22 protein-coding genes are annotated in these 24589 nt (G+C 61.1%); 7 read left to right on the top strand and 15 right to left on the bottom strand.

What is annotated here, in order from left to right; all coding sequences use genetic code 11:
- Positions 1 to 83: 83 nt before the first annotated feature.
- The 7 genes from IEW17_RS05495 to IEW17_RS05465 form a co-directional block, all read right to left on the bottom strand.
- Positions 84 to 833, bottom strand: a complete 750-nt coding sequence (locus IEW17_RS05495) for a ZIP family metal transporter (protein WP_188561028.1) — start codon at positions 831 to 833, stop codon at positions 84 to 86.
- A 192-nt stretch (positions 834 to 1025) separates the two neighbouring features.
- Positions 1026 to 1370, bottom strand: coding sequence for a hypothetical protein (locus IEW17_RS05490; protein WP_188561027.1), 345 nt, complete (start codon positions 1368 to 1370; stop codon positions 1026 to 1028).
- Positions 1371 to 1456: 86 nt separating this feature from the next.
- Positions 1457 to 2080, bottom strand: coding sequence for a YcxB family protein (locus IEW17_RS05485; RefSeq protein WP_188561026.1), 624 nt, complete (start codon positions 2078 to 2080; stop codon positions 1457 to 1459).
- A 120-nt stretch (positions 2081 to 2200) separates the two neighbouring features.
- The gene (nadC, locus tag IEW17_RS05480; RefSeq protein WP_188561109.1) at positions 2201 to 3061 is read right to left on the bottom strand and encodes a carboxylating nicotinate-nucleotide diphosphorylase; all 861 of its coding nucleotides are present in this window, start codon (positions 3059 to 3061) and stop codon (positions 2201 to 2203) included.
- Positions 3062 to 3336: 275 nt separating this feature from the next.
- A complete protein-coding gene (locus IEW17_RS05475; RefSeq protein ID WP_188561025.1) occupies positions 3337 to 4608 on the bottom strand; it encodes an IS4 family transposase in 1272 nt (423 codons plus the stop codon).
- 13 nt (positions 4609 to 4621) lie between these two features.
- On the bottom strand, positions 4622 to 4786 hold the full coding sequence (locus IEW17_RS05470) for a hypothetical protein (protein WP_188561024.1): 165 nt from the start codon (positions 4784 to 4786) through the stop codon (positions 4622 to 4624).
- A 128-nt stretch (positions 4787 to 4914) separates the two neighbouring features.
- On the bottom strand, positions 4915 to 5316 hold the full coding sequence (locus IEW17_RS05465; RefSeq protein WP_188561023.1) for a DUF4783 domain-containing protein: 402 nt from the start codon (positions 5314 to 5316) through the stop codon (positions 4915 to 4917).
- A 174-nt stretch (positions 5317 to 5490) separates the two neighbouring features.
- Here IEW17_RS05465 and gpmI point away from each other — a divergent pair, with 174 nt between their 5' ends.
- Both gpmI and IEW17_RS05455 read left to right on the top strand, forming a co-directional pair.
- A complete protein-coding gene (gene gpmI, locus IEW17_RS05460) occupies positions 5491 to 7035 on the top strand; it encodes a 2,3-bisphosphoglycerate-independent phosphoglycerate mutase (protein WP_188561022.1) in 1545 nt (514 codons plus the stop codon).
- Positions 7028 to 7639, top strand: coding sequence for a hypothetical protein (locus tag IEW17_RS05455; protein WP_188561021.1), 612 nt, complete (start codon positions 7028 to 7030; stop codon positions 7637 to 7639). Before gpmI ends, IEW17_RS05455 begins: the two co-directional genes overlap by 8 nt.
- Before the next feature lie 9 nt (positions 7640 to 7648).
- Here the strand turns inward: IEW17_RS05455 and IEW17_RS05450 are convergent, their stop codons facing one another.
- The 3 genes from IEW17_RS05450 to prfA are packed head-to-tail and all read right to left on the bottom strand — an operon-like array spanning position 7649 to position 10536.
- Positions 7649 to 9193, bottom strand: a complete 1545-nt coding sequence (locus tag IEW17_RS05450) for a hypothetical protein (protein WP_188561020.1) — start codon at positions 9191 to 9193, stop codon at positions 7649 to 7651.
- A gap of 29 nt (positions 9194 to 9222) precedes the next feature.
- Positions 9223 to 9432: a hypothetical protein gene (locus IEW17_RS05445; RefSeq protein WP_188561019.1), complete on the bottom strand. Its 210-nt coding sequence runs from the start codon at positions 9430 to 9432 to the stop codon at positions 9223 to 9225.
- 30 nt (positions 9433 to 9462) lie between these two features.
- Positions 9463 to 10536, bottom strand: coding sequence for a peptide chain release factor 1 (gene prfA / locus IEW17_RS05440; protein WP_188561018.1), 1074 nt, complete (start codon positions 10534 to 10536; stop codon positions 9463 to 9465).
- A 93-nt stretch (positions 10537 to 10629) separates the two neighbouring features.
- Here prfA and thrA point away from each other — a divergent pair, with 93 nt between their 5' ends.
- The 5 genes from thrA to IEW17_RS05415 all read left to right on the top strand — a co-directional run bounded on the left by thrA (position 10630) and on the right by IEW17_RS05415 (position 17939).
- Positions 10630 to 13098: a bifunctional aspartate kinase/homoserine dehydrogenase I gene (thrA, locus tag IEW17_RS05435; protein ID WP_308420599.1), complete on the top strand. Its 2469-nt coding sequence runs from the start codon at positions 10630 to 10632 to the stop codon at positions 13096 to 13098.
- A gap of 103 nt (positions 13099 to 13201) precedes the next feature.
- Positions 13202 to 14131, top strand: coding sequence for a homoserine kinase (locus tag IEW17_RS05430; protein WP_188561016.1), 930 nt, complete (start codon positions 13202 to 13204; stop codon positions 14129 to 14131).
- Between the two features lie 196 nt (positions 14132 to 14327).
- Positions 14328 to 15626 carry a threonine synthase gene (thrC, locus tag IEW17_RS05425; RefSeq protein ID WP_188561015.1) on the top strand — a complete coding sequence of 433 codons (1299 nt, stop codon included), beginning with the start codon at positions 14328 to 14330 and terminating at the stop codon, positions 15624 to 15626.
- 119 nt (positions 15627 to 15745) lie between these two features.
- Positions 15746 to 16453: a c-type heme family protein gene (locus IEW17_RS05420; RefSeq protein WP_188561014.1), complete on the top strand. Its 708-nt coding sequence runs from the start codon at positions 15746 to 15748 to the stop codon at positions 16451 to 16453.
- Between the two features lie 184 nt (positions 16454 to 16637).
- Positions 16638 to 17939: a protoporphyrinogen/coproporphyrinogen oxidase gene (locus tag IEW17_RS05415; RefSeq protein WP_188561013.1), complete on the top strand. Its 1302-nt coding sequence runs from the start codon at positions 16638 to 16640 to the stop codon at positions 17937 to 17939.
- A 55-nt stretch (positions 17940 to 17994) separates the two neighbouring features.
- Here the strand turns inward: IEW17_RS05415 and IEW17_RS05410 are convergent, their stop codons facing one another.
- From IEW17_RS05410 to IEW17_RS05390, 5 genes are all read right to left on the bottom strand, one after another.
- A complete protein-coding gene (locus IEW17_RS05410; RefSeq protein ID WP_229748826.1) occupies positions 17995 to 19404 on the bottom strand; it encodes an MFS transporter in 1410 nt (469 codons plus the stop codon).
- A gap of 105 nt (positions 19405 to 19509) precedes the next feature.
- Positions 19510 to 21333, bottom strand: a complete 1824-nt coding sequence (locus tag IEW17_RS05405; protein ID WP_188561012.1) for an alpha-amylase family glycosyl hydrolase — start codon at positions 21331 to 21333, stop codon at positions 19510 to 19512.
- Between the two features lie 122 nt (positions 21334 to 21455).
- Entirely contained in the window at positions 21456 to 22163 is a 708-nt protein-coding gene (locus IEW17_RS05400) for an SDR family oxidoreductase (protein ID WP_188561011.1), read from the bottom strand.
- A gap of 14 nt (positions 22164 to 22177) precedes the next feature.
- Positions 22178 to 22612 carry a GxxExxY protein gene (locus tag IEW17_RS05395; protein WP_188561010.1) on the bottom strand — a complete coding sequence of 145 codons (435 nt, stop codon included), beginning with the start codon at positions 22610 to 22612 and terminating at the stop codon, positions 22178 to 22180.
- 47 nt (positions 22613 to 22659) lie between these two features.
- Positions 22660 to 24549, bottom strand: coding sequence for an alpha-amylase family glycosyl hydrolase (locus IEW17_RS05390; protein ID WP_188561009.1), 1890 nt, complete (start codon positions 24547 to 24549; stop codon positions 22660 to 22662).
- Between the last annotated feature and the right edge of the window lie 40 nt (positions 24550 to 24589).

Genomic DNA, 24589 nt, shown 5'->3' with positions numbered 1-24589 from the left:
CCATTCACAGCGTATAAAGGCGAGAGTAAGTTGCGTTTCAAACAGGACCATATTCGCTGGTGAATACAACTGTCGGAGTTACTTCACGCTACGGCCAGCGCCAGTAGCAGCCCGGCCAGCGTAGCGCCCAGCTTGGGCCAGTTGAGGCGATGCTCGGGGCTGGTTTCGAAGAGAATGGTGGTGGAGACGTGCAGGAAATTGCCGGCCACCAGCCCCAACAGTGCGGCATAAAGCCCGCTGCTGAGCAGCTGCGACAGCACCACGTAGTTGCTGAATACAATGCCAATGGGCGAGGCCAGCGCGAAAATCAATAGCCCCGGCCACACCCGCCGGAAGCTGCCCAGCCGCAGCCGCAGCAGCGTAGCCAGCGCAAACGCGGCCGGTACGTGGTGCAAGGCCACGCCCACCACAATGGCATAAAAATTCTGGCTGATTTGGCCTACTTCCGGGGTGCGCACCAAAATGCTGCCTTCCAGGAAGGAATGCACGACTAGCGCCCCCAACAGCAGAAACGGCACCCGGCCGGGGGCATCGTGCGGGCCATGCGCGGCCTCGTGGTGCACATGGCCGTGCTCCACGCCCTGCGAAAGCACTTCCAGCAGCAGCTGGCCAAAGAAACCGGCCAGCACCCAGTAGCCCACCCGCTCCGGGTGCTCCGGCAGCAGCTGCAGGGCCTCGGGCAAAATGTGCGTGATGGTGAGCGTGAACAGATAGGCCCCGCTGAACGCCAGTAGCGGTTTCAGCCACCGGCCCCCGCGCGCCACCGGCACCCAGGCCGCGGCGGCCCCCGCGCCCAGCACCGTCAGCAGCAGGAAAAAAATAGCAAACCCCATGCAGGAACGAATGAGGAATGAAGAATGAGAATGAAAACGTGAAGCTGCACTGAGCAACTCCTCATCTTCTATTCCTTATTCCTCATTCAAAGATGAAGTGCGCCGCAAACAGACGTAAAGCGGCAGCTTTGCTACCGCCAGCTGGCGGGCAAAGCTGCCACTCATGAATGTAAAATCGGCGATATGAAGCGCTTAGCGCTGAATCTGGTGGCCGCTGTCGGTCGTGTCGGCCTGGCTCGATTTGCCGGCGTCAGTCATCTTGCCGCGCTTGCGCATGCCTTCTTCGGCATTAGCCGAGATGGACGACTCGGCCGACCGGGCCGGGGCCGCGGCTTCCTCTGCTGCCTGGGTTTCGGCGTGCTTGTTCTCGATGGAGCCGTTAGGAGTCGAGCCGTCGAAGTTTTCGGTAGCCCGCGTGCCGGGCAATACCATGTCGACGGATACTTTTTGGTCGGGCCGCCAGTCGGAAGGCTCGGCGCTGCAAGAAGCCAGGGCAACCGTGGCAAGGGCCAGCAATAGCGTGTGAGTCAGTTTCATCAGGGGTAAAATTAACGGGAGAAAATATTCAAGAAAAATGGCCGCAAGGGTCAAGTCGCTAAGGCTAACTGCCCAACGCAGCCTAACTATACGGCAGCAGTCGTTGCTTCGGTAGGCAGCAGGTTTTTGCGGCGCAGCAGGGACTCGAACAGCTTCAGGTCGTTGGGCGAATTGAAAATGCGCATCGGCAAATGTAAAAACACCGGCACATCGAACGTGCGTGCCAGCCACAGGCGCCAGGCGGCCATGCCCTCGGGCGGGGTACCGGGCTTGAGGTACAGCAAGTAGGCATCGGCATCGCGGCGGACGCGCCCAATCATGTCCCAAGTCAGTTGCATGGCTTTTTCGGGGCCCACGCGCAATAACAGCTGCTTCTGGTCCATCTCAAAACTCATGCGCTCAAACAGGGGCTTGCTCTGCTCCATCTGGGTCACGCCCGTTACCTGCGCCGAGCGGAACAACACGAACAGCACCGTGAGCACCACGGCCAGCACCAGCCACCACCACGAATGCACGAAAATGGCGGGCAGCAGGCCCAGAGCGAACGGAATCAGGGCATACACCCAGTCTTTCTTCCACACTTCGCCCATCACCATTTTGGTGTAGTTGTCGGTGGTAAGCTGAGATTTCTTGGTGCGAATGGCCAGCGGCGAAGACTGCTGGGCCTGGCGGAAGCCGCCGCCACCGCCGCGTTGGTTGGGTTGGTTCACGTTGTTGATGTGAAAATGTGATGATGTGTTGAAATGCGAAAATGAACCGGTTGCACGAATGTGAGAAGCAAGTGCCTGTGGAACACTATATTTTCACATCTTAGCACATTTCTCACAATTTTAATATGCTTTTAGGCTCAAATCTAGGCTTTTGACGGAGTGGGTGAGGGCCCCTACAGAGATGTAGTCGACCCCGGTGCTGGCTACTTCGGCAATGGTTTGCTCGGTGATGCCGCCGCTGGCCTCCGTGGGGAACCGGCCGGCAATGAGGGCCACGGCTTCGCGCAGCTGGTCGGGCTTCATGTTGTCGAGCATAATGCGGTCGATTCCACCGGCATCGAGGGCCTGCTGCACTTCAGCGAGCGAGCGGGTTTCGATTTCAATGGGCAATTTCCGGCCGGTTTGGGCCAGGTAAGCGTGCGAGGCGGCAATGGCCTGGGCAATACCGCCGGCGTAGTCGACGTGGTTATCCTTGAGAATAATCATGTCGAACAAGCCGTAGCGGTGGTTCACGCCACCGCCGATGAGCACGGCCCACTTCTCACAAATCCGAAAGTTGGGCGTGGTTTTGCGGGTGTCGAGCAGCTTGGCCTTGGTACCACCCAGCAGAGAGTTGAGGTGCGTCGTATACGTAGCAATGCCGCTCATGCGCTGCATGCAGTTGAGTACCAGTCGCTCGGCCGTGAGAATGCTGCGCGCCGGGCCTTCTACGGTGAAGGCAATGTCGCCGTGCTTCACCGGCGTGCCATCGGTGAGTAGCGCGGTCATTTGCAGGGCCGGGTCTACTTCCCGGAAAATCAGCGGAGCTAGGGCCATGCCGGCCAAAATGCCTTCGCCCTTCACCAGTAGGTGGGCCCGGTTGCGGGCATCGGCCGGAATGGCGGCCAGGGCCGAATGGTCGCCGTCGCCCACGTCCTCGGCCAGGGCCGTACGGATGAAAGTGGTCAGCGCCTCGGGCGTGAGATAGGAAGCAGTAGGGATTTGCACGGTACAAAGGTACGGCCCGGGCCTTTGCGAATAAAGGTGCGCAACTCAGAACGTCATGCTGAGCTTGTCGAAGCATCTCTACCTCAATACTGATTCTGGTTAGTTGCGCGGTAGAGATGCTTCGACAAGCTCAGCATGACGTTATAATGATTTGTACACCGCACTAATTTCCGTCATAAACCATAAAAAAGCTCCGACCTGTTGGGGCCTTGTCCTTACCCAAGTTTTGAAAAAGCGTCGGCCGGCAGGTCGGCGCTTTTTTCGTCGGGCTACTCCGGTGGCAGTTGGGCGGCGAGGCGGACCCCTTCGACGAGCAGGCGCAAGCTCCTGAGTCCGAGCCAGAGGGTTTGCCACCTGGGCGGCCCGTCGCCGGTGCGTCCGAGGTGGCCGCCGAGCGCGGCCAGGGCCAGAAACACGGCGCGCACGGTCTGCACGGGCCGGCGACTGCGCTGGCGCAGCACGCGCAAGTGGGTCGTTTCCAGGCCCGCGGCTTCGGCCGGCAAGTCCGGTTCGAGCCGGCTCTTCTCGCGCAAATCCGCCAGGGCCAGGGCCACGACACTCAGCAGCGCCACGGCCGCAAACAGGCGCGGCGCCGTTTGCAGCTGCAGCTGCTCGACGCGCAGGCCTGTTTTGAGGGCTTTGTGGAAATCCTCAATGAGCCAGCGGCTGGCGTACTGGCGGGCGCAGACCAGGGCCTGCGCGAAGTCCGCCACCGGCGTGTCCGTCAAGAGCAGCCACTCCAGCCCGGCCGGCGCGCCGGGGGCCGTTTCTTCCCACACCCACACCCGCACCCCGGCGCAGGGCACGGGCGCGCCCTTGCCGGTGGCCCCGCCCGGCCGTTGCGGGGCCCGCAGCCACTGGGCCGGGGTGTAGCTCACCTGGAGCACCACCGGCCGGGCCGCCTGTCCCGGTCGCCCGCGCAGGGCCAGCTCGAACTGCCCCGCACGGGGCTGGGCCCGCAGGCCGGCAAACAGGCGCCCGGCCGGCGCGCGGTCCGCCGCGACCAGGGCCCGGTCCTGGGCCGCGCGCACGACAAAGCCCAGGCCTTGCGCCTGACATTGCAGCAGGTGTTCGTAGCTGTCGGCCCCGCGGTCGGCCACCACCACCCAGCGGGCACCAACCGGGGGGGCGCCCACGGCCCGCAGGCTCCGCGTCCACAGGGCCGACTCGCGCACCCGGCCCTGGCGCGGACGGGAGCCCCCGTGCGGGTGGGCCTTCTCGGCGTCGGGCACGGGCTGGCGCACGTGAAACTGCTGGTCGAGCAGGCCCAGCAGCGGCAGGGCCGGGCGCTTGGCACCGGGCGTCGGGTCGTGGGCGGGCCAGGTGGCCGCGACCAGTGAGTGCAGCAGCACCCCTTGGCTGGTGGCCTTGCCCGGCCCCACGGGCCCGAGGCCGGGACGACGCTCGGCCGCTTCGGGCCAGCTCAACTCGGTCGTGTCCTCGATGAGCAGGTAGGTGCCGGGGGCCTGCAACTGCTGGCTCACCAGCTGGCGATGCGGGGCTTGCAAGGCGTCGGGCGTGGCCTGGGGCAGCCCCAGCACCTGGTACGCCGCTTTACTGGCGTACCCGTGGCCGCCCGAAACACAGGGGATGCTGGCCCCGGGCTGGCGGACCCAGCCGCTGACCAGCGTGCAGACGCGGGCTGTTGCTCAGCACCGTGCCCCCAAAATGCGTCTGCGCCCACAACGTCGGGTCGCAGAAATGAGTGGAAATCGACATGCCCGCAAGCTACCACCAGCTTAGCATGGCCGCAAAAAAGCGCGCCGACCTACCGGCCGGCGCGCTTTCAAAACTTGGGTAAGGACAAGACCTGTTGGGGCCGAGGCTTTACTAAATCAGTACAAAGATTATTCCTTTGTGAAGTCCAAGGTGTCAATCACCGGGGCTCCGCGCGAAGGCTTGAGCTTCACAAACACGCGGTAAAGGCCGTTGCGGCCGGTGTAGCGGCCAATAGCGTAGGCAATGTGCTCGCGGCTTTCGCCCTGGTGAATGAACTCGAAGCTGCTGGGGGTATTCTTGGCGAAAAAGTCTTTGATGACAATCTCGGCCTGCGTGGCGTTGTAGCTCTGCTTGTCGCCGTCGAAACCAATCTCAACCGTAGGAGCCAGGTATTGCGATAGTTCACGGGAAGAACCATTGCGCAAAGCCGACCGCACGGCCGCCAGGTTATCGGACTGCGCGCGTGCCACGCCGGCCCCAAACAGGAGGAATAGCCCTAAAAATAGCGTCCTGAAAAAATAGCGTTTCATTATTGGGGTAGTAAATGCGTCATACGCGGACAAAATGAGGTAGCGAAAATGATGCCAGGAAGGAAGGAAGGTCCAAGCCAAACCTGCAAACCGTGTAGAAAATGGCAGAATTGAAAGTGGCCGCGAAGGTAGATAATTTCAACTCATGGCGCGGCCCTGCCGTATCTTTGTGGCATGAGTAAGCAGGTTTTGTTGGTGATTCTGGACGGGTGGGGCATTACCCCGAATACGGCTGCTTCGGCGGTAGACGCGGCCAATACGCCGTTCTACGAAGAGCTGTTGCAGCGGTTTCCGCACAGCAAACTGCAGGCGTCGGGCGAGGCCGTAGGACTGCCCGAAGGCCAGATGGGTAACTCGGAAGTAGGCCATATGAACATCGGGGCCGGCCGGGTGGTCAACCAGGAGCTGGTGCGCATCGGCAAGTCTATTCGTGAGCGCAAGCTGGGCCAGATGCCGGCGCTGGTGAAAGCTTTCGAGTACGCCATTGCCAATGACAAGCCGCTGCACCTGATGGGCCTGCTGAGCGATGGCGGCGTGCATTCGCACATCGACCACGTGAAAGCCCTGTGCACCATTGCCCACGAGGCGGGCGTGCGGCGCGTATTCGTGCACGCCTTTACGGATGGCCGCGACACCGACCCCAAAAGCGGCGTGCGCTTCATCAACGACCTGGAACTGCACGTGGAACGCACCGGGGCCAAAATTGCCTCGGTGGTGGGCCGCTACTACGCCATGGACCGCGACCGCCGTTGGGAGCGGGTGAAGGTGGCCTATGATGTACTGGTGCACGGCGTGGGGGCGCATTCGCAAAACCTGATTCAGACTGTGCAGGAACAGTACAAGGAAGGCATCACCGACGAATTTCTGAAACCCATTGTTAAGATTGGGGCCGATGGCCAGCCGCTGGCTACCATTCAGGAGGGCGACGTGGTGCTGTGCTTCAACTTCCGCACCGACCGGGGCCGCGAAATCACGGAAGTGCTGACCCAGCAGGACATGCACGCCTACCAGATGCAGCGCCTCAACCTGCACTACCTCACCCTGACCAACTACGATGACACGTTTGTGGGGGTGACATCCATTTTTGAAAAGGACAACCTCGACAATACGCTGGGGGAAGTGTTGGCCGCCAACGGCAAGACCCAGATTCGGATTGCTGAAACGGAAAAGTATCCGCACGTCACGTTCTTCTTTTCGGGCGGCCGCGAAACGGAGTTTGCCGGTGAAACGCGCATTCTACGGCCCTCGCCCAAAGTGGCGACCTACGACCTGCAGCCCGAAATGAGCGCCGCCGACCTGCGCGATGCCCTGGTGCCGGAGCTGCAGGCCCGGTCGGCGGATTTCGTGGTGCTCAACTTCGCCAACCCCGATATGGTGGGCCACACCGGCGTGTTCGATGCCGTGGTGAAGGCCGTGGAAACCACTGATGCCTGCGCCCGCGCCGTGGTAGAGGCCGCGCTGGTAGCCGGCTACGCCAGCATTATCATTGCCGACCACGGCAATGCCGAGTTCATGCGCAACGCCGACGGCTCGCCCAACACTGCGCACACCACCAATCTGGTGCCCTGCATTCTGGCCGACAACGATTATTACGGTACCCTGGCCGATGGCAAGCTGGGCGACCTCGCCCCGACCATTCTGGAGCTGATGGGTGTGGCCCAACCCGCCGAGATGACGGGGCAGAGCCTCTTGCGCCCCAACCTGATTCTGAATGCGTAAGCGCGGCCGAACCAAGTGGGGGCGGCTGTTACCCAATCCTAACCGCGCATGGCTGCTGGCCGGAGCCGGACTACTGGCGGGCTGTGGCGATGCCGGCCCGGGGGCTCCGGCCGCCCGCCGCCCGCTTTACTTCGATGTGAAGGGTTTGGTCACGCAGCAAGTAGTCCAGCTAGCCCAGCGCAAAGCGGCCGTGACCAAGCACGTGAGCCTGCGCGACAATGCGCCGGAAACCGTTCGCGTACCCGCCGTGAAATGGGCCGATGAGCTCCAGATATTCTTTCAGGCCGATATCAATAAAGCCGCGCTGCGCGGGGCCTACGCCGTCGATTCGGTGGCGCTGCCCGGCGGCCTGCTGCGCCGGACGTATACCCGCCTGCCGGGCCAGCCCAATGCCCCGGTGGCGCGCCTCATGGTGGTGCAGCAAGGCGCAGTGGCGCAGGAAATAGCCGCTACCATTGTGCAAAGCAATGCGTTGTTTTCGACCAGCAAGCAACTGCGGTTTCAGCTGCAGAATGGGCAACTGCGGAACTACGAAGTAATGGGTACCCAGAAACTGGTGCTCTTCGACACGCTTCGGTACTCGGCTGCTGGGCAAGTAGAATAGCGCACTGCGCTATTTGTGCTCGTAGGCCCCCAGGCTGGGTTGGGCGTTTCCGGCGCTGGGACGCGGCAGATTCAGCAAGTCACGCTGAAGAACTATGTCGAATATGCCGAAAAGTGCCCGCCGTGGGGTAGTGGCAGGTGAGCCATTCTGAAGCGAATAATCGGGCTTGCTGCTGACGAGCGAGGTCCGTTTGAAAAGTGGGTCTATGTTCAGGAGGTTGACCCCGGTACTGCCGATAACACCGACGTTGGTGGCGTACTCCTTGGTGCGCAGCAGGGAATTGTTGATGGCCGGAGTGTAGTCGGCAAAATTCTTCACGAATAATTCGTCCTCAAACGACCCCCACACAATAGAATTGCGAATGCTGACGCTGGTCGGCAGCTTGATTGTGGGCTTGGCATCGTCCACGTTGGTGAACGTGAGGGATGAAGTTTCGCGGCGGAAAGCCGGCGTGTAGTTCGCGATGGTGCAAAAATTGAGGATATAATTTCCGCCGATGCCAATCATGGCGTACTCGCCACAGTTGGTAAACAGGCAGTTGGTGGCGGTCACGTCGCCGGAGTAGCTGATGACGCCGCCGCCATTGCTGGCCGACGCATTAGCGAACGAAATATTGGCCCCGGAGATGTTCCGAACAACCGTGTTGGTTAGCGCCAGGCTGGGGCGGGGCGTGGTGGCATCGGGATTGAAGAGCAGCGCTCCGAAGGTAGCGTTCTTGATTTCGGTGTAGCGGATGCTGTTGTTGCGGCTGCTGCCGGTGAAAAAGATGCCACCCCACTGGCCCGGAATATCGGCGTAGCCCGGTTCCAGTCGGTCGCCCTGGAAGCGCACGATGTTGGTGTTGCTGGCTTTTACGGTGTCGGTAGGCGCAGTTCCGGGTACAAAGTCGTCATTCACGCGCAAGGTGCCGTCTATCAGGAGGATGGCTCCTGCGTGCGAATAGACGCGCGCGCCCTTGGGAATGGCGAGCGTGATGCCGGGCAGCACATACACCCCCACATTGATAGTGCCGCCCGCCCGCACCGTGGGGGTATTGAAGATGACGTGGGGCTTATCAGTCCGCCAGGTGGTGTTGGCCGAGATGCGGTCGCCCCGGTGGAAATAGGCGTTCTGGCCGTAGGCTACCAGCTTCACGCTCTGGTCGTTGCCGTTGGTGCGGAAGCGCAACTCGTCGTCGACAATGAACTTCTTGGCGGTGGTAGCCTGGCCGTTATCACCAAGCACGGCTCGCACCAGCACCAGCAGGCTGTCTTTGCCCCGAATGGTGACGCCGCTGGCTGCCGGCCCGGCATCACCGTTGATGACGAGTGAGTAGGTGGTGCCCGCCGTACCGGCCAGGCCCACGTCCGTTTTCACGGCTCCGCTGTTGCGGTTGTACACCCACAGCCGCTTGGTTACCGTTTGGATGGTGGTGAACACCGTGTCGAACAGCACCGAATCGGCGGCGAATTCCAGCCGGCCGGAGGTTTGCACCAAATCTTCCTTGGGCTCGCAGCCGGGCAGGAATGTGAGCAGGCAGCTCAGCACGATGAACAGCGGGAACAGGTGGCGCATAAGGGGAAGCGCAGGCGTTTAACTGCGCCTCAAAAGAAAGGTGAAGCCAAGGGAAACAGTCCGGCGCGGGCAACCACCCGCGCCGGACTGCAATTGAAGTTGTTCAGGAAGTCATTGAAACTAAATTGGACTGTCATGCTCATCTGGCGTCCGCGCAGCCGAAGCATCTCGCCCGCTTCATTGAACCGCTCATACAAAGCAAGCGAGATGCTTCGGCTGCGCGGACGCCAGATGAGCATAACGTGCTTTTTACTTCCTGAATATCCTCATTATTTCGTCACGCCTTCCTGCAGGCGCTCGGCGCTTTCAGCAATGCGCAGCTGCTCCACAAAGTCGTCCACGTTGCCTTCCATCACGCTGGCCAGGTTGTACACCGTGTAGCCAATGCGGTGGTCCGTGACGCGGCCCTGTGGGTAGTTGTAAGTGCGGATTTTGTCGCTGCGGTCGCCGCCGCCAATCATGCTTTTGCGCACCAGGCCGTCGGCTTCGTTCTTTTTGGCCAGTTCCATGTCGTACACGCGGGAGCGGAGCACGGCCAAGGCCTTGTCGAAGTTCTTGAGCTGCGATTTCTGGTCCTGGCACTGGGCCACGAGGCCGGAGGGCAAGTGGGTGAGGCGCACGGCCGAGTATGTGGTGTTCACGGACTGGCCGCCGGGGCCGCTGGAGCAGAAATAGTCCTTGCGGATGTCGCCCATGTTCAGCTCGATGTCGAACTCCTCCACTTCCGGAATCACCACAATGGATGCCACGCTGGTGTGAATGCGGCCCTGCGTCTCGGTGGCCGGCACGCGCTGTACGCGGTGCACGCCGCTCTCAAACTTGAGCTTGCCGTACACGTCTTCGCCGCGCACGGCCACGATGATTTCCTTGTAGCCGCCGGCGGTGCCTTCCATGGCATCGATGAGCTCCATTTTCCAGTTCTGCTTTTCGGCGAAGCGCATGTACATGCGCTGCAAATCGCCGGCAAACAGGGCTGCTTCATCGCCGCCCGCTCCGGCCCGGATTTCCATAATCACGTCCTTCGAATCGTTCGGGTCCTTGGGCAGCAGCAGGTCTTTGATAACGCCTTCGAGGCGCTCCTGCTCGGGCTGCAGCTCATCGAGCTCGTCCTTGGCCATCTGGCGGAAGTCTTCGTCTTTCTCCGTCGAAACTACCAGGCGGGCATTTTCAATATTGCTGAGCACGCCCTGGTAGTTGCGGTACTCGGTTACAATCTTGCCCAGGTCCTTGTATTCTTTGTTGAGGGCCTTGTAGCGCTTGAGGTCCGACATCACGTCGGGCTGCATCAACTCCTCGTTAACGTTATTGTAGCGTTGGCTGATGGCTTCTAGTTTATCGAGCATCGGGTGTTCGGGAATTAGTCAGTAGTTTGCAAAGATACTGAATCTAAACACCGCTATGTAGGCGGGGCGTTCATTCAGACTATTACCTGAGTAATGGCCCGGCGGGCAGCGTGTATGCAAGTGTTGAAATTTGGGGGTACGTCGGTGGCTTCCGCTGAGAATATTGGTAAAAGCTGCGCCATTGCGCTGAAGGCCTTGGAGCAAGGGCCAGTTGTGGTAGTAGTCTCGGCCCTGGGCGGGACTACCGATGCGCTGATTAACGCCGGAAGGACGGCCGCCAAAGGCACTGGTGCTTACCAAGGCATTTTGCAGCAGCTCGAACAGCGCCACCTGAAAGCCGCCCAGGAACTACAGCTGCCCCCGGCATCCCTTGGCACCGCTACGGCCCTGATTATGGATGCCTTTGTGGAGTTGCACCGCCTCTGCGACGGTGTTGCGGCGCTTCGGGAATTATCGAACCGCACGCTGGACCGACTGATGAGCTACGGCGAGCTGCTATCGTCGCAGTTGGTGGAGCTGCATTTTCATAGCCTCTGGCCCGATACGATATGGGCCGATGCCCGCCAGCTTATTCGCACCAACTCGCGCTTTGGCAACGGGGAAGTAGATGTTGTGGCCACGCAGAAACTGGTAAGGGATTTTCAGGCTCAACACCCCGGTGATTTGTGGGTCGTGCCCGGTTTTATCGCCGCCGATGCCCACGGCACCGTTACCACGTTGGGCCGTGGCGGTTCCGACTACACGGCCGCCTTGCTGGCCGCCGCGCTTGGCGCCGACAAGCTCGAAATCTGGACCGACGTGAGCGGCATGATGACCGCCGACCCGCGCCTGGTGCGCAGCGCCCGGCCCATCGCCCGCATTTCGTATCAGGAAGCCATGGAGCTGTCGCATTTTGGTGCGAAAGTCTTGTACCCGCCCACCATTCAGCCCGTCATGCAGCGCGGCATTCCGCTGTGGATTAAAAACACCTTCGCGCCCGACGACCATGGCACGCTGGTAGAAGTGAGTCCGCCGCGCACTGCCGCTGTGGTGCAGGGCATTTCCAGCATCGGCAACCTGACGCTGCTGAACCTGGAAGGCAGCGGCATGGTGGGCATCCCGGGCTTCTCGAAGCGGCTGTTTGCGGCGCTGGCCCGGGAGCGCATCAACGTAGTGCTCATTACCCAAAGCTCGTCGGAGCACTCCATTTGCGTGGGGGTGAACGCGCCGGACGCCGCGCTGGCCCAGGTCGCGGTCGATGAAGAGTTTGCGCACGAAATCGCGGCCGGCCGCATCGAGCCGCTCCGGCCTGAGCAGGACCTGGCCATTGTGGCGCTGGTGGGCGAAAACATGAAGGACCACCCCGGCATCAGCGGCAAGTTGTTTGGCGCGCTGGGGCAGAACGGGGTGAATATCCGGGCCATCGCGCAGGGCGCTTCGGAGAAGAACATCTCAACCGTGATTCGGGCGGCCGATGTACGCAAGGCTATCAACGTGCTGCACGAGGCCTTTTTTGAGGCCACGGTGAAGCAGGTAAACCTGTTCATTCTCGGGCCGGGCAACGTGGGCAGCAAACTGCTGGAGCAGCTGGCCCGGCAGCAGCAGCACTTGCTGGAGAAGCTGGGTTTGCAGGTGCGCGTGGTAGCCATTGCCAGCAGCCAGCACTGCCTGGTGAACGACGAGGGCCTGGACCTGACCGCCTGGCCCGAAGCGCTGGCCGCCGCCCCAGCCCAAACCCTGGCCGAGTTCACCCAACTCATCATCGGCCGCAACCTGCGTAACTCCATTTTCGTGGACGTGACGGCCAACCCCGCCGCGGCGGGCATCTACGCCGATTTGCTGGCCAAGAGCGTGGCCGTGGTGGCTTGCAACAAGGTGGCCGCCTCGTCGGAATACGCGCTGTATGCCCGCCTCAAAAATCTGTCGAAGGAATTCAACGCCAGCTACTTGTTCGAAACCAACGTGGGCGCGGCCCTGCCCATAATCGGCACGCTGAATGACCTCACGCGCAGCGGCGACGTGGTGCGGCGCATGGAAGCCGTGCTCTCGGGCACGCTCAACTTCGTGTTCAATAATTACGACGGCACCCGGCCCTTTGCCGACGTGGTGCGCCAGGCCCAGGCTGAAGGCTACACTGAGCCCGACCCGCGCCTCGACCTGAGCGGCAGCGACGTGGCCCGCAAAATCCTCATTCTGGCCCGCGAAGCCGGGGAGGTGATGGAAATGGCGGATATCGAAATCGAAACCTTCCTGCCACCGGCTTGTCTGGAGGGCGATGTGGAAGCGTTCTACACCCAGATGGCGGCGCACGAAGCGCACTTTCGGGGGCTGTATGAAGCGGCTACTGCGGCCGGCAAGCGCCTGAAATTCGTGGCCCGCTACGCCGAGGGCTGCGCCGCCGTGGGCCTGCAAGCCGTGGCACCCGGCCACGACTTGTACGACCTGCGCGGCAAGGACAACGTGGTGCTCTTCAACACCGACCGCTACGTGGACCAGCCGCTGGTGGTGAAGGGCGCCGGGGCCGGGGCTGAGGTCACGGCCTCCGGCGTGTTCGCGGATATCGTGCGGGCCGCCAGGCTGTAAATTAATTAAAAATTAAAAATGAAGAATTAAAAATTGGGTGATGAAGGAGGACGGCCAAGGTCATCTTTAATGCTTCATTATTTGATTTTTAATTCAACCCTTCATGCTCAATTCCGTTCTCGTTCACTCTCCCGCCACGCTCTCCAACCTGGGTTGCGGCTTCGACGTATTTGGCCTCGCCCTGGCCGCGCCCTACGACACCATTCGCCTCACCCGCAGCCCCGAGCCGGGCGTGCGTATTCAGCACCTCGACGGCTACAATCTGCCCACCGAGGCAACTCGCAACGTGGCCGGTGTGGCCCTGCTGATGCTGCTGCAGGAAGTGCCTGAAACTATTGGATTCGACGTAGAAATCACTAAAGGCATCAAGCCGGGGAGCGGCGTTGGCAGCAGTGCCGCCAGCGCCGTGGGCGCGGTGGTGGCAGCCAACGCACTGCTGGGCAACCGCTTCACTAAAATGCAGCTGGTGGAATTTGCGATGGCCGGCGAAGTGGTGGCCTGCGGCGCGCGGCACGCCGATAACATCGCGCCCGCCATTTTTGGTGGTTTCACGGTGGTGCGGGCCGTGGAGCCCGTGCTCGACATCATTGCCCTGCCCGCCCCGCCCTTGTGGGTGGCCGTGGTGCATCCCCAAATCGAAGTGAAAACCAGCGACTCGCGCAAGGTGCTGCCGGCGGCCGTGCCGCTGGGCCTGGCCGTGCGGCAGTGGGCCAACGTGGCCGGGTTGGTAGCGGGCTTCCTGACGGCCGACTACAACCTCATCGGCCGCTCGCTGGACGACTATATTGTGGAGCCGGCGCGCCTGCCGCTTATTCCCGGCCTGGCCGAGGCGCGGAAGCGGGCCTTGGCCGCCGGGGCCATCGGGGGGGGCATTTCGGGCTCGGGGCCGTCGATTTTTATGCTGAACCGGACCGAGGAAACGGCGCGGGCCGTGGGTGCGGCGCTGGGCAGCGTGTTCGCGGAACTGGGAATTGCATTCAATGTATACGTGGGGCCCGTGGGTACGGAAGGGGCGCGGGTGGTAGCGGAATGATAAGAATCATTGTAAAATCAGAACGTCATGTCGAAAAGAACGTCATGTCGAGCGCAGCCGAGACATCTCCCTCGCAGCAACAATCAGTCAATTCGAACGGTGAACGATTGAGTTACTACTCCAAGCGAGATGTCTCGGCTGCGCTCGACATGACGTTCTTTTCAACATGCGTTCTTTTGGTATTGATAACTGTCAAATGAAATACTACAGCCTCCGTCACCAATCACCGCTGGTTGATTTTCGCACGGCCACCATCACCGGACAGGCTCCCGATGGCGGGTTGTACTTCCCCGAAACCATCCCGAAGTTCTCTTCGGATTTCCTGCGCGAATTGCGCGGGCTGAGCAAAGCCACCGTGGCCCTGCACGTGATGCAGCCGTTCGTGGGCAGCACCATTCCCACGGCTGATTTGCAGCGCATCTGCGCCGAAGCTGTGGATTTTGCCTTTCCGCTGGTGGCAGTGGTGGATGGGGTATCGTCGCTGGAGCTGTTTCACGGGCCCACGCTGGCGTTCAAGGACGTGGGGGCGCGGTTTATGAGCCGCTGCATGGGCCATTTTGCCAAAGCCGGCGACACGCCGCCCGTGACCGTGCTGGTGGCCACTTCCGGCGATACCGGCGGGGCCGTGGCCAACGGCTTCTTGGGCGTGCCGGGCGTGGAAGTGGTGATATTGTATCCGTCGGGTAAAGTCAGCCCCGTGCAGGAGCAGCAGCTCACCACGCTGGGCCAGAACATCACGGCGCTGGAAGTGAGTGGCACCTTCGACGACTGCCAGGCGCTGGTGAAGCAGGCGTTTCTGGACCCCGAGCTGGCCCGGCGGCGCTTCCTCACGTCGGCCAACTCCATCAACGTGGCGCGGTGGCTACCCCAGCAGCTGTACTATTGCTTCGCCATGCAGCAGTGGCCGGCCGGTGCGCCCGCGCCCGTTGTAGCCGTGCCCAGCGGCAACTTCGGTAACCTGTGCGCCGGGCTGCTGGCCCAGGCGTCGGGGTTGCCGCTGGGGCACTTCATCGCGGCCTGCAACGCCAACGAGCCCGTGCCGGCCTACCTGCGCACCGGCACCTACGCGCCCCGCCCGGCCGTGCCCACCTTCTCCAACGCCATGGACGTGGGCAACCCCAGCAACTTCGTGCGCATTCTGGAGCTGTTCGATAACGACCTGGGCCGGCTGCGCTCCGCCCTTAGCGCCGATACCGTGAGCGACGCTGATACCGTGGCCACCATCCGGCAGGTGTGGGAGCAGCACGGCTACCTGCTCGACCCGCACGGCGCGGTGGCTTACGCGGCACTACGCCGCTACCAGGCCCGGCACCCCGAGGCCGCTGCTGGGATGATTCTCGCCACGGCGCACCCCGTCAAATTTCCCGGTGTGGTGGAGCCCGTGCTGGGCCGGGCCATTGAGTTGCCGGAAGTAGTGCGGGCCTTGCAGGGCCGCATTAAACGAAGTGTGCCCATGGCGGTTAACTACGAGGAACTGAAGGCCCACTTGCTGTAGAAGCGTGCCCTGGCACGGCCGGTCCGGAAACGGTGTTGGGGTTAAGCAGTGAAGTTTCGACCTTTGCGTAAAATCAGCTGTTGCTTTTGCTATTGAAAAGTATGTTGCCAAAATTTGCTTTGAAACTTGAAGTCGCCAAGCGGACTGTGGTGTCCGGCTGTACCCTTTTGGTCCTGTTGGTGGCTGCGGTGGCCTGCCGGCCCGACCAGGTGGAACACCTCAAAGACAGCAAGCGCATCGGCATCGAAACCGCCAACTGGGAGGTGAAGCGCATTATGCCCAATGACTTGCTGCGCGCCACCCGCTGGGCTGGCGATTCCCTCACCGCCACCGCCGATACGCTGCTGCGCCGCACGCTGGCCCGCGAGTTGGCCGTCGGGGGAGTGGCGCGGGCAGCCGCGTTCTGCCGCCCCGAAACGTATCGAGCCGTCGATTCGCTGGCGGGCGTGCTCAAGGCCGTGGCGCACCGCGTGAGCGAGCGGCCGCGCAACCCCGCCAGCCTGGCCCCGCTGCTGGCCGAGGAAATGAGCCCGGATACCGTGCGCACCATCAAGCGGCTCTCGCAGGAAGTGTTTTTCTACCAGCGGCCCATTGTGCTGAACAACCAGCTTTGCCTGCGCTGCCACGGCGAAGTGGGCAAGGATATTTCGGCCGCTGATTACGCCATTATCAAACAGAAATTCCCGCAGGACAGGGCCACCGGCTACCAACTGGGCCAGCCCATGGGAGCCTGGCAGCTCAGCCTGCAGCGCTCCGGCGTGGCCGAATTCTGGACGATGAAAACCCGCAAGAAGTGGAAGGAACACAAGATGCCCAAGCTATTCTGAGGCCGGTGCTGGCGAGGCTGTGGCGGCGTAATGACTGAATGTGAGGGAGAAAGGCTGTCGGCCAGTCACTCGGGTACTTTTACGGTACCTCCACTTCGGCTACGAGCCGATTCAAGCGTGTAAGCAAGGGTTTGGCCTGGGCCGGTAGGGCTGAAGGTCGGGTAGCTTTTTCTAATTCTGTTTCATGACTTCCTCTTCGAAACCCGTTATTATCATCGGCGCTGGCATGGCGGGGCTGGCCTGCGCCACCTGGCTGCACCGCGCTGGCCGCGCCGTGCTGGTGCTCGAAGCCGCCGATGCGGCAGGCGGCCGCGTGCGCACTGACGTCACGCCCGAAGGCTTTCGGCTCGACCGGGGCTTTCAGGTGATGCTCACCAATTATCCCGAAGCCCGGCGCATCTTCGACTACGATGCGCTGAACCTGAAAGCCTTTCGTTCCGGGGCCGTTATCCGGCTGCCCGATGGCCGTGAAACCACCCTGCAAAACCCATTGCAGCGGCCGCTGGCGGCTTTCACGGCACTCGTCTCGCCCATTGGCAGCTTGTCCGACAAGCTGCGCATCATTAGCCTGGTGCGGCACTTGCTGAAGTACACGCCCGAGGAGCTAATAGCCCGGCCCGCTACCGATACCCTCAGCTTTCTGCAGCGCTACGGCTGGAGCGAGCAGATGATAAACACGTTTTTCAAGCCGTTTTTTGGCGGTGTTTTCCTGGACCGGGAGCTCACCACGGCCAGCAACTTCTTTGAGTTCGTGTTTCAGCAGTTTGTGACCGGTGAGGCCGCCGTACCGGCCCTGGGCATGCAGCAGCTGCCTGAGCAGCTGGCTTCGCGCCTGCCCGCGGGCACGGTGCGGCTCAATTCGGCAGTGGCTGGTATTGTCGATGGTACGCAGGTGCGCCTTTCTACCGGGCAGGTACTGGAAGCGTCGGCCGTGGTACTGGCCACCGACGGCCTGACTGCTCTGCGCCTGCTGGCCGGCCGTAGTGGCAATGCTGACGATACCGTCAGCACGCCGGCCGCCAGCTTTCCCACGGCGGCCCGCATTACTACCTGCACGTACTTTGCCACGCCCGGTGGCCACTCGCCGGGCCGCAACGATAAGCTCCTGCGCCTGAATGCCGCTCCCGGTTCGCTGGCTCACAACGTGGCTTTTCCGGCCGACGTGAGCGGGGCCTACGCCCCGGCCGGCCGTGCGCTGGTATCGGTGAGCACCCACGGCGAACGCAGCCTGAGCGAGGCCGAAATCATCGCCAAGCTACGCGAGGAGCTGGCCGCGTGGTTCGGGCCGGCCGCTCGGGACTGGGAGCACCTGCGCAGCTACCGCATTCCGGCGGCGCTGCCCGTGTACCTGGCCGGCCACCCCGCGCAGCAGCCCCTGAAGCTGGCGGAGAATCTCTACCGCTGCGGCGACTGGGCCGCTTATCCTTCATTGAACGCCGCGCTGGCCACCGGGCGCGAAGTGGCGGAGGCGCTGATTACAGCTTAAAAAAAGGCGGCCCGTGAATACGAGCCGCCTTTTAGTAGAAGCAAATAGGGCCGCGCTACATCGCCGGATTCGGCGTGGCCGGGGTTTCGTAGGCCGGGGCCAGGGCTTGGTTGCCTTCGGCTACTAAGTGGATTTTTTCGTCGTCGGACACGCGCAGGGTGAGCAGGCCGCCAATTATCATCAGCACGCCGCCCAGCACCACCACGTTCAGCGGGTCGAGCGAAGGAAATTGCTTCATCACGAATGGCAGGCCCAACGAAGCACACACCTGCGGTATCACGATAAAGGCATTGAAGACGCCCATGTAGTGGCCCATTTTGTTGGCCGGAATCACGCCCGCCAGCATGGCGTACGGCACCGATAGAATGCTGGTCCAGGCAATGCCCACGCCAATCATGGACACGTACAGCATCCACGGCTCGGTGATGAAAGCCACCGATAGCAGGCCCAGCCCGCCCGCCGTGAGGCAGAGCATGTGGGTGAGCTTGCGGCCGACTTTGCGGGCAACGGCGGGCAGTAATAAGCTAAACGCCGCCGAAACGCCGCTGTACACGGCAAACGCCACCCCAACAAAATTGGCCCCTTCGTTGAAGGCGGCTGACTTCGGGTCGGTGGTGTGGTAGAGGTGCTTGGTGACGGCCAGGGTGGTAAAAATCCACATGCAAAACAGCCCAAACCACGTGAAGAACTGCACTGAGGCCAGCTGCTTCATCACCTTGGGCATGTGCAGCACGCCGGTGAAGGTTTCCTTAATGCCCTCCCAAAGCGTGACGCGGCTCTTTTCGCGCTCAAAGGCGGCCATGTCCTCCGGGGGGTATTCGGTGGTGGTGAACACCGTGTAGAGCACGCAAGCCAGAAACGCGGCTGCCCCGAGGTAGTAGGCATACTTTACCGAGTTGGGCACAATGCCGGCGGCGGCCTCGTTGGCTACGCCAAACTTGGTGAGAATGGTGGGCAGCAGCGACGCCACCACGGCCCCGATGCCGATGAAAAACGACTGCGTGGCAAACCCCGTCGTGTGTTGTTCACTGGGCAGCTTATCGCCCACAAAGGCCCGAAACGGCTCCATGCTGATGTTGATGGAGGCGTCCATTATCCAGAGCATGCCACCGGCAATCCACAAGGTGGGCGAGTTGGGCATGACCAGCATGGCCAGCGATGCCAGCACCGCGCCAATCAGAAAAAACGGCCGCCGCCGGCCCCAGCGCGGGCTCCAGGTACGGTCGGACAGGTAGCCGATGATGGGCTGCACGATGAGCCCGGTGAGCGGCGCGGCCACCCACAAAATCGGGATATCGTCGGCATTGGCTCCGAGGTTGGAGAAAATGCGGCTGGTGTTGGCGTTTTGCAGCGCAAAGCCAAACTGGATGCCCATGAAGCCGAAGCTCATGTTCCAGACTTGCCAGAAGCTCAGGCGGGGCTTCTTGTGGGTACTCGTGGCCGGGGCCGCAGCAACAGATGCCATCGGATATAGTGGGAATTGCCAGGAAAAAAGAGCGGCTGCCACATTCGGATTTTCCGAACATGGCAGCCTTCAAATTTAGCAGTTTACCTGCGCACTACGGCAAGGTTACCGGGGCTTTATCTCAAAAATATAGGCAGATAGCGGAGCCAGCGTCAGGTTTAGAGCGTTGCGGGGCTCCTCGTCGGCAAGAAGGTTGGTGTAGGTGTAGAATTTTTTGGTGCTCAGGCCCACCGCCGCAATGGCCTCGGCGGGGAGGCTTATGACGGGCTTGTAGGTTTTGTCGGCTGAGAAATTCACCACCACCAGCAGCTTTTGCTTGTCAGTGAAGCGGAGGTAGGCGTAGAGGTGGCGCTGGTTGAATTCCTTGCCCAGGTTGTTGGCGTCCTGCAACTCGTAGAAGCGGCCCTTGCGGATGGCTTCGCTGGTGCTGGCCATGGTCAGCAGGCGGGCGTAGAAGTCGCGCAGGCTTTTCTGCTCGGGGCTCAGCTTGGCTCCGTCGAACTTGCCCTGGTTCAGCCATTTCTGGTGCTCGGGCACGCCCCAGTAGTCAAAAATCGTGGTGCGGCCGTCTTCGCCGCTGAAGCCTTCGCTGCCGCGGGCGGGCTCGCCTAGCTCCTGACCCATGTAGAGCATCACGGGGCCGCTGGCCAGGGTGGCGGTCACGGCCATGGCCGGAATGGCGCGGCGCGGGTCGGTGGCAAAGTCTTTAGAGGCGATGCGCTGCTCGTCGTGGTTTTCGAGAAAGCGCAGCATGCGCGACGAAAAACCGTTGCTTTCCTCTTTCCAGACGCGGGTGATTTCCTCGGTGCCGCTCTCCTGGCGCATGAGCTTGCGCAAGCCGTCGTAGAGGCCTACTTTGTCGTACAGGTAGTCGAATTTGCCCTTGTCGAGGTAGGTTTTATACTCCTTCGGGTTGTAGGCTTCGGCGATGAAAACGATGTCCGGCCGCACCTTTTTCACCTCCGGAATTACGTAGGCCCAGAACTCGACGGGCACCATCTCGGCCACGTCGCAGCGGAAGCCGTCCACGTTTTTGCCGGCCCAGTACACCAGAATGTCGCGCATCTTCTTCCACGTGTCAGGCACGGTTTCGAAGTAGTTTTTGCGCCCATTCTGGTAGTCCACGCCGTAGTTCAGCTTGGTGGTTTCAAACCAGTCGTTGATGCTCGGGGCTTCCGAGAAAACGTCGTTGCCGGTGGCTTTGGCGGGTGTTTCGGTGTACTTGCCGTCTTCGCGCGGGCCTTTCAGCGGACCCAGCGGGTTGTAGCCGGTGGGCACCACGAAGCTCTTGCCGGGCAGGTAATAGAAGTTGTTGTTGGGCGCGAAGGCCCTGGTTTTATCATCCTGCGCGCCCAGGTCCACTACGCCCTGGGGCTTGGCGTCCGACTTGTAGGAACGGGCCACGTGGTTGGGGATGAAGTCCATGAGGACTTTCAGGCCGTGGTCGTGGGTGCGCTTAATGAGGGCCTCGTACTCCGGCATGCGGTTTTTCACCACCACGGCCAGGTCGGGGTCCACGTCGTAGTAGTCGCGGATGGCGTAGGGCGAGCCGGCGCGGCCCTTCACCACGTCGGCGTCGTCGGCCGGAATGCCGGCGGCGGTGTAGTCCGTCATCGTGGCGTGCTCAATCACGCCGGTGTACCACACGTGGCTCACGCCCAGCTTTTTAATCTCGTCGAGGGCCTTGTCGGTAACGTCGTTGAACTTGCCGCAGCCGTTTTCGCCAATGGTGCCGTAGGGCTTGTTGAGGGCCACTTTGTTGCCAAACAGGCGCGTCATCAACTGGTAGATTACCAGCTTGTGGTCCTGCGGCACTTCCGCGGTGGTATTGGGGTCGGTGGCAGCGGTGCGTTTTGTGGGCACGGGCAGTTTGGGCAATGAGAAAGCAGCCAAAGTGAGGAGGCTACCAGCCAGCAACAGGTTTTTCATGATGCGGCAAGTTAGTCAATGGGTGAATGAACGAATGGCTGAATGGTTGAATAAGCGCGCAGAAAGCAAATATTATTTAACATTCACTTATTCAGCCACTCGCTCATTCACCCATTGATGCCTTACCATTCCTGGGTGAGCGGATGCAGCATTAGCTCATCAATCACCACATGAGCCGGGGCTTCCAGCACGTAGCGCACGGCCTGGGCCACGTCGGCGGGGCGGAGGTGGGTTTTTTCGGCTTCGGCGCTGCCGGGCCGGGTGTCGTTGAAGTAAGTATCGACCAAGCCGGGGTAAATGGTGCTGACTTTGATGCCATGCGGCCGCACTTCCTTGCGCAGGCTGCCCAGCACGGCGTCCTGGGCATATTTGCTGGCACCGTAGGCCGTGCCGTGGGCGAAGGTGCGCTTGGCTACGTCGGAGGTAATGCCCACGATGTGGCCCTTTTTCTGCGCTTTGAAATACGGCACCACGGCCTTGCAGAGCAGGAAAGTGCCCTTCACGTTGGTGTCGAATATCCGGTCCCATTCGGCGTCGCTGAAGTTTTCCAGCTCGTTGAAGGAGCCGACTCCGGCGTTGCACACCACGATATCGAGGCGGCCGTACTGGCGCAGGGTTTCGGCTACGACGTGTACGGCATCGCTTTCGTCCGCTACATCGGCCACAATGCCCAGGCCCTGGGTTTTATTCGTGAGTTCGATGAGCTCATCTTCGCTGCGGGCCACCGCTACTACTTTGGCTCCTTGCAGGGCCAGCAACAGCGAAATGGCTTTGCCAATGCCGCGGCTAGCGCCGGTCACGATGGCTACTTGGTCGGTGAGGTCGTTCATTCGTTCTGGGTTTTTTAGCCCGCAGAGGGCGCGGAAGGTTGCGCAGAAGACGCAGAATGTTCTTCGAGACCGTTCACTTTGCGGAAAATGCCATTTTTGATATAAGGCACGTTGAAATTGATAAGTAAGCCGAGCTTGTAGCCGGAGAGTTTGAGGTAGGTGAGCAGTTGCATGTGATGCACTTCGAGCAGGACTTCGACGGACTTTAGTTCGACTACAACTTTGTGCTCAACCAGAAGGTCCATTCGGAAGCCGTTTTCCAGCTTCAGGCCATCATACACCACGGGTAAGGGCACTTGGGTTTGCACGTTCAATCCCAATTTCCGCAATTCGTGGCACAATAGCGTTTCGTACACCGATTCCAACAGCCCCGGCCCGAGCGCCACATGGATGGTATAAGCTGCCTTCCGCACCAGGTAGGAAATATCGTTCTCGTGCTTCTGCGTCATCTGCGTAAACTTCTGCGGCTTCTGCGGGCTAAAAACCAAAGAACGACCTATTTCCGCAACTCCACCACCCAAGCCGTGTGCGGCGGCACCCGCAACGTCTTCAAATCCGGGACGACCGCCCCGCTCACCACCTCCACGCCGGACGAAAACCCATCCGTTCGTTCCGCGAAGCGCGTGCCGTCCACCTTCTTTTCGTCCTTGGTGTTGTTGGCAATCACCATTACGCAGTCAGTATCCGTGTACCGGAAATACGTGTATACGCCATCCTGCGGAATAAACTGCATCAACTTGCCCGAGCTCAGCACCGGGTGCGCCTTACGGTAGTTGGCCAGCTTACTCACGTAGTCAAAAGCTTCGCCCGCCTGACCAGGACGCGATACAAAGTAATTGGTTTTATCCCCCGCAAACCCGCCGGGGAAGTCCTCGCGTACCTTGCCGTCGGGGTTCGAGAAGTTCTTCATCAGCACCTCGGTGCCGTAATACAGCTGGGGCGTGCCGCGCAGCGTGAGCAGCCAGGCAATACTAGTTTTGAATTTGTTGAAATCCTCACCAATAACCGAGTAGAACCGGCTCATGTCGTGGTTATCGAGGAAAAGCACGTTGCGCGTGGCGTCCACGTACAGCCAGTCGGCCTGCAGGGCATGGTAGAGCTTGCTGAGGTCGCCGTTCTCCGTTTTGAGCGCGTCGCCGATGGCGAAGGCAACCTGAAAATCGAGCACGCCCGGCAGGTTCGACTTGAAACCGTTGACGTGCGGCAGGATATTCTGGGCGAAGAAGGCCTGCTCGGCTTCGGTGCCTTCCCAGGCTTCGCCAAACAGCGTCAACTGCGGGTATTCGTCGGCAATGGCCTTGCCCCAGGCCATGAGGAACTGCGGCTCCGAATACGGATAGGTGTCAATGCGGTAGCCGTCAATGCCCGTCGATTCGACGCACCACAGAAAATTCTGAATCAAATACGTCGCCACCAGTGGGTTGCTCTGGTTCACGTCGGGCATGGTCGTGTCGAACCAGCCGTCGTTGTACAACATCCTGTCCCGTTGCGAGCCGTGCGGGTCGTTGAGGGCGTAGGCGTTGTAGTTGCTGCGCGTGAAGGTTGGGAACTGGTGAAACCAGTCGGCCGCCGGCTGGTCCAGAAACAGGTAGTGGAAGCTGCCCCAGTGGTTGAGTACGATGTCCTGCACTACTTTGAGGCCGTCGGCGTGCGCGGCTTTCACAAATTGCGCGTACTCGGCGTTGGTGCCGTAGCGCGGGTCAATCCGGTAGCCGTCCGTTACGGCGTAGCCGTGGTAGCTGGCCCTGGGCATGTCGTTTTCCACCAGCGGCGTGGGCCAGATAGCCGTGGCGCCCAGCTGCTTGAAGTAGGCAAAGTGGTTCTGAATGCCCCGAATGTCGCCGCCGTGGCGGGCATACATCGAGTCGCGAGCAATGTGGTTGACGCGGGTGCCTTTCACCACGTCGTTTTTCGGGTCGCCGTTGGCAAACCGGTCAGGCATCAGCATGTAGATAAAATCGGCCTGGGTGAGGCCCTGCACGCGTTGCGGGTCGGTGTTGCGGGCGCGTAGCTCGTAGGCATACGTCAGTTTTTTGGTGCCCTTGAATTCCAGTTTAAGCTGGCCCGGCTTGGCATCCGGCCCAATGGTGAGGTTGATGACCAGGTAGTTGGCGCTTTCCATTTTCTGCACCCCATCCAGTGTCACGCCGGGATAGGCGGCTAGCGTGGCCGTACTGCTCCCAATGCCGGGGCCGTGCACCAGCAACTGCAGCTTCGGGTTTTTCATGCCCACCCACCAAAAAGCCGGGTCGATGCGCGTGATGCCGGGAGCTGCCTTAGTAGTGCCAGCAGCTGTCGAAACAACAGAAGTATTGGCCCAGGCCGGCGAGGCAACCGCGGCGGCGAGCAAAGCAGCTGCCAGCCGGAAAAAACGTGAGTAGCTCATTGGAAACAAAGCGAAATGAGCTCCAAAAGTAACAGCTGTG

Source organism: Hymenobacter frigidus, from assembly GCF_014640435.1.
Lineage (GTDB): Bacteria > Bacteroidota > Bacteroidia > Cytophagales > Hymenobacteraceae > Hymenobacter > Hymenobacter frigidus.
The sequence above is the reverse complement of the archived record's forward strand: the minus strand, read 5'-3'. Positions and strand labels throughout refer to the sequence as shown.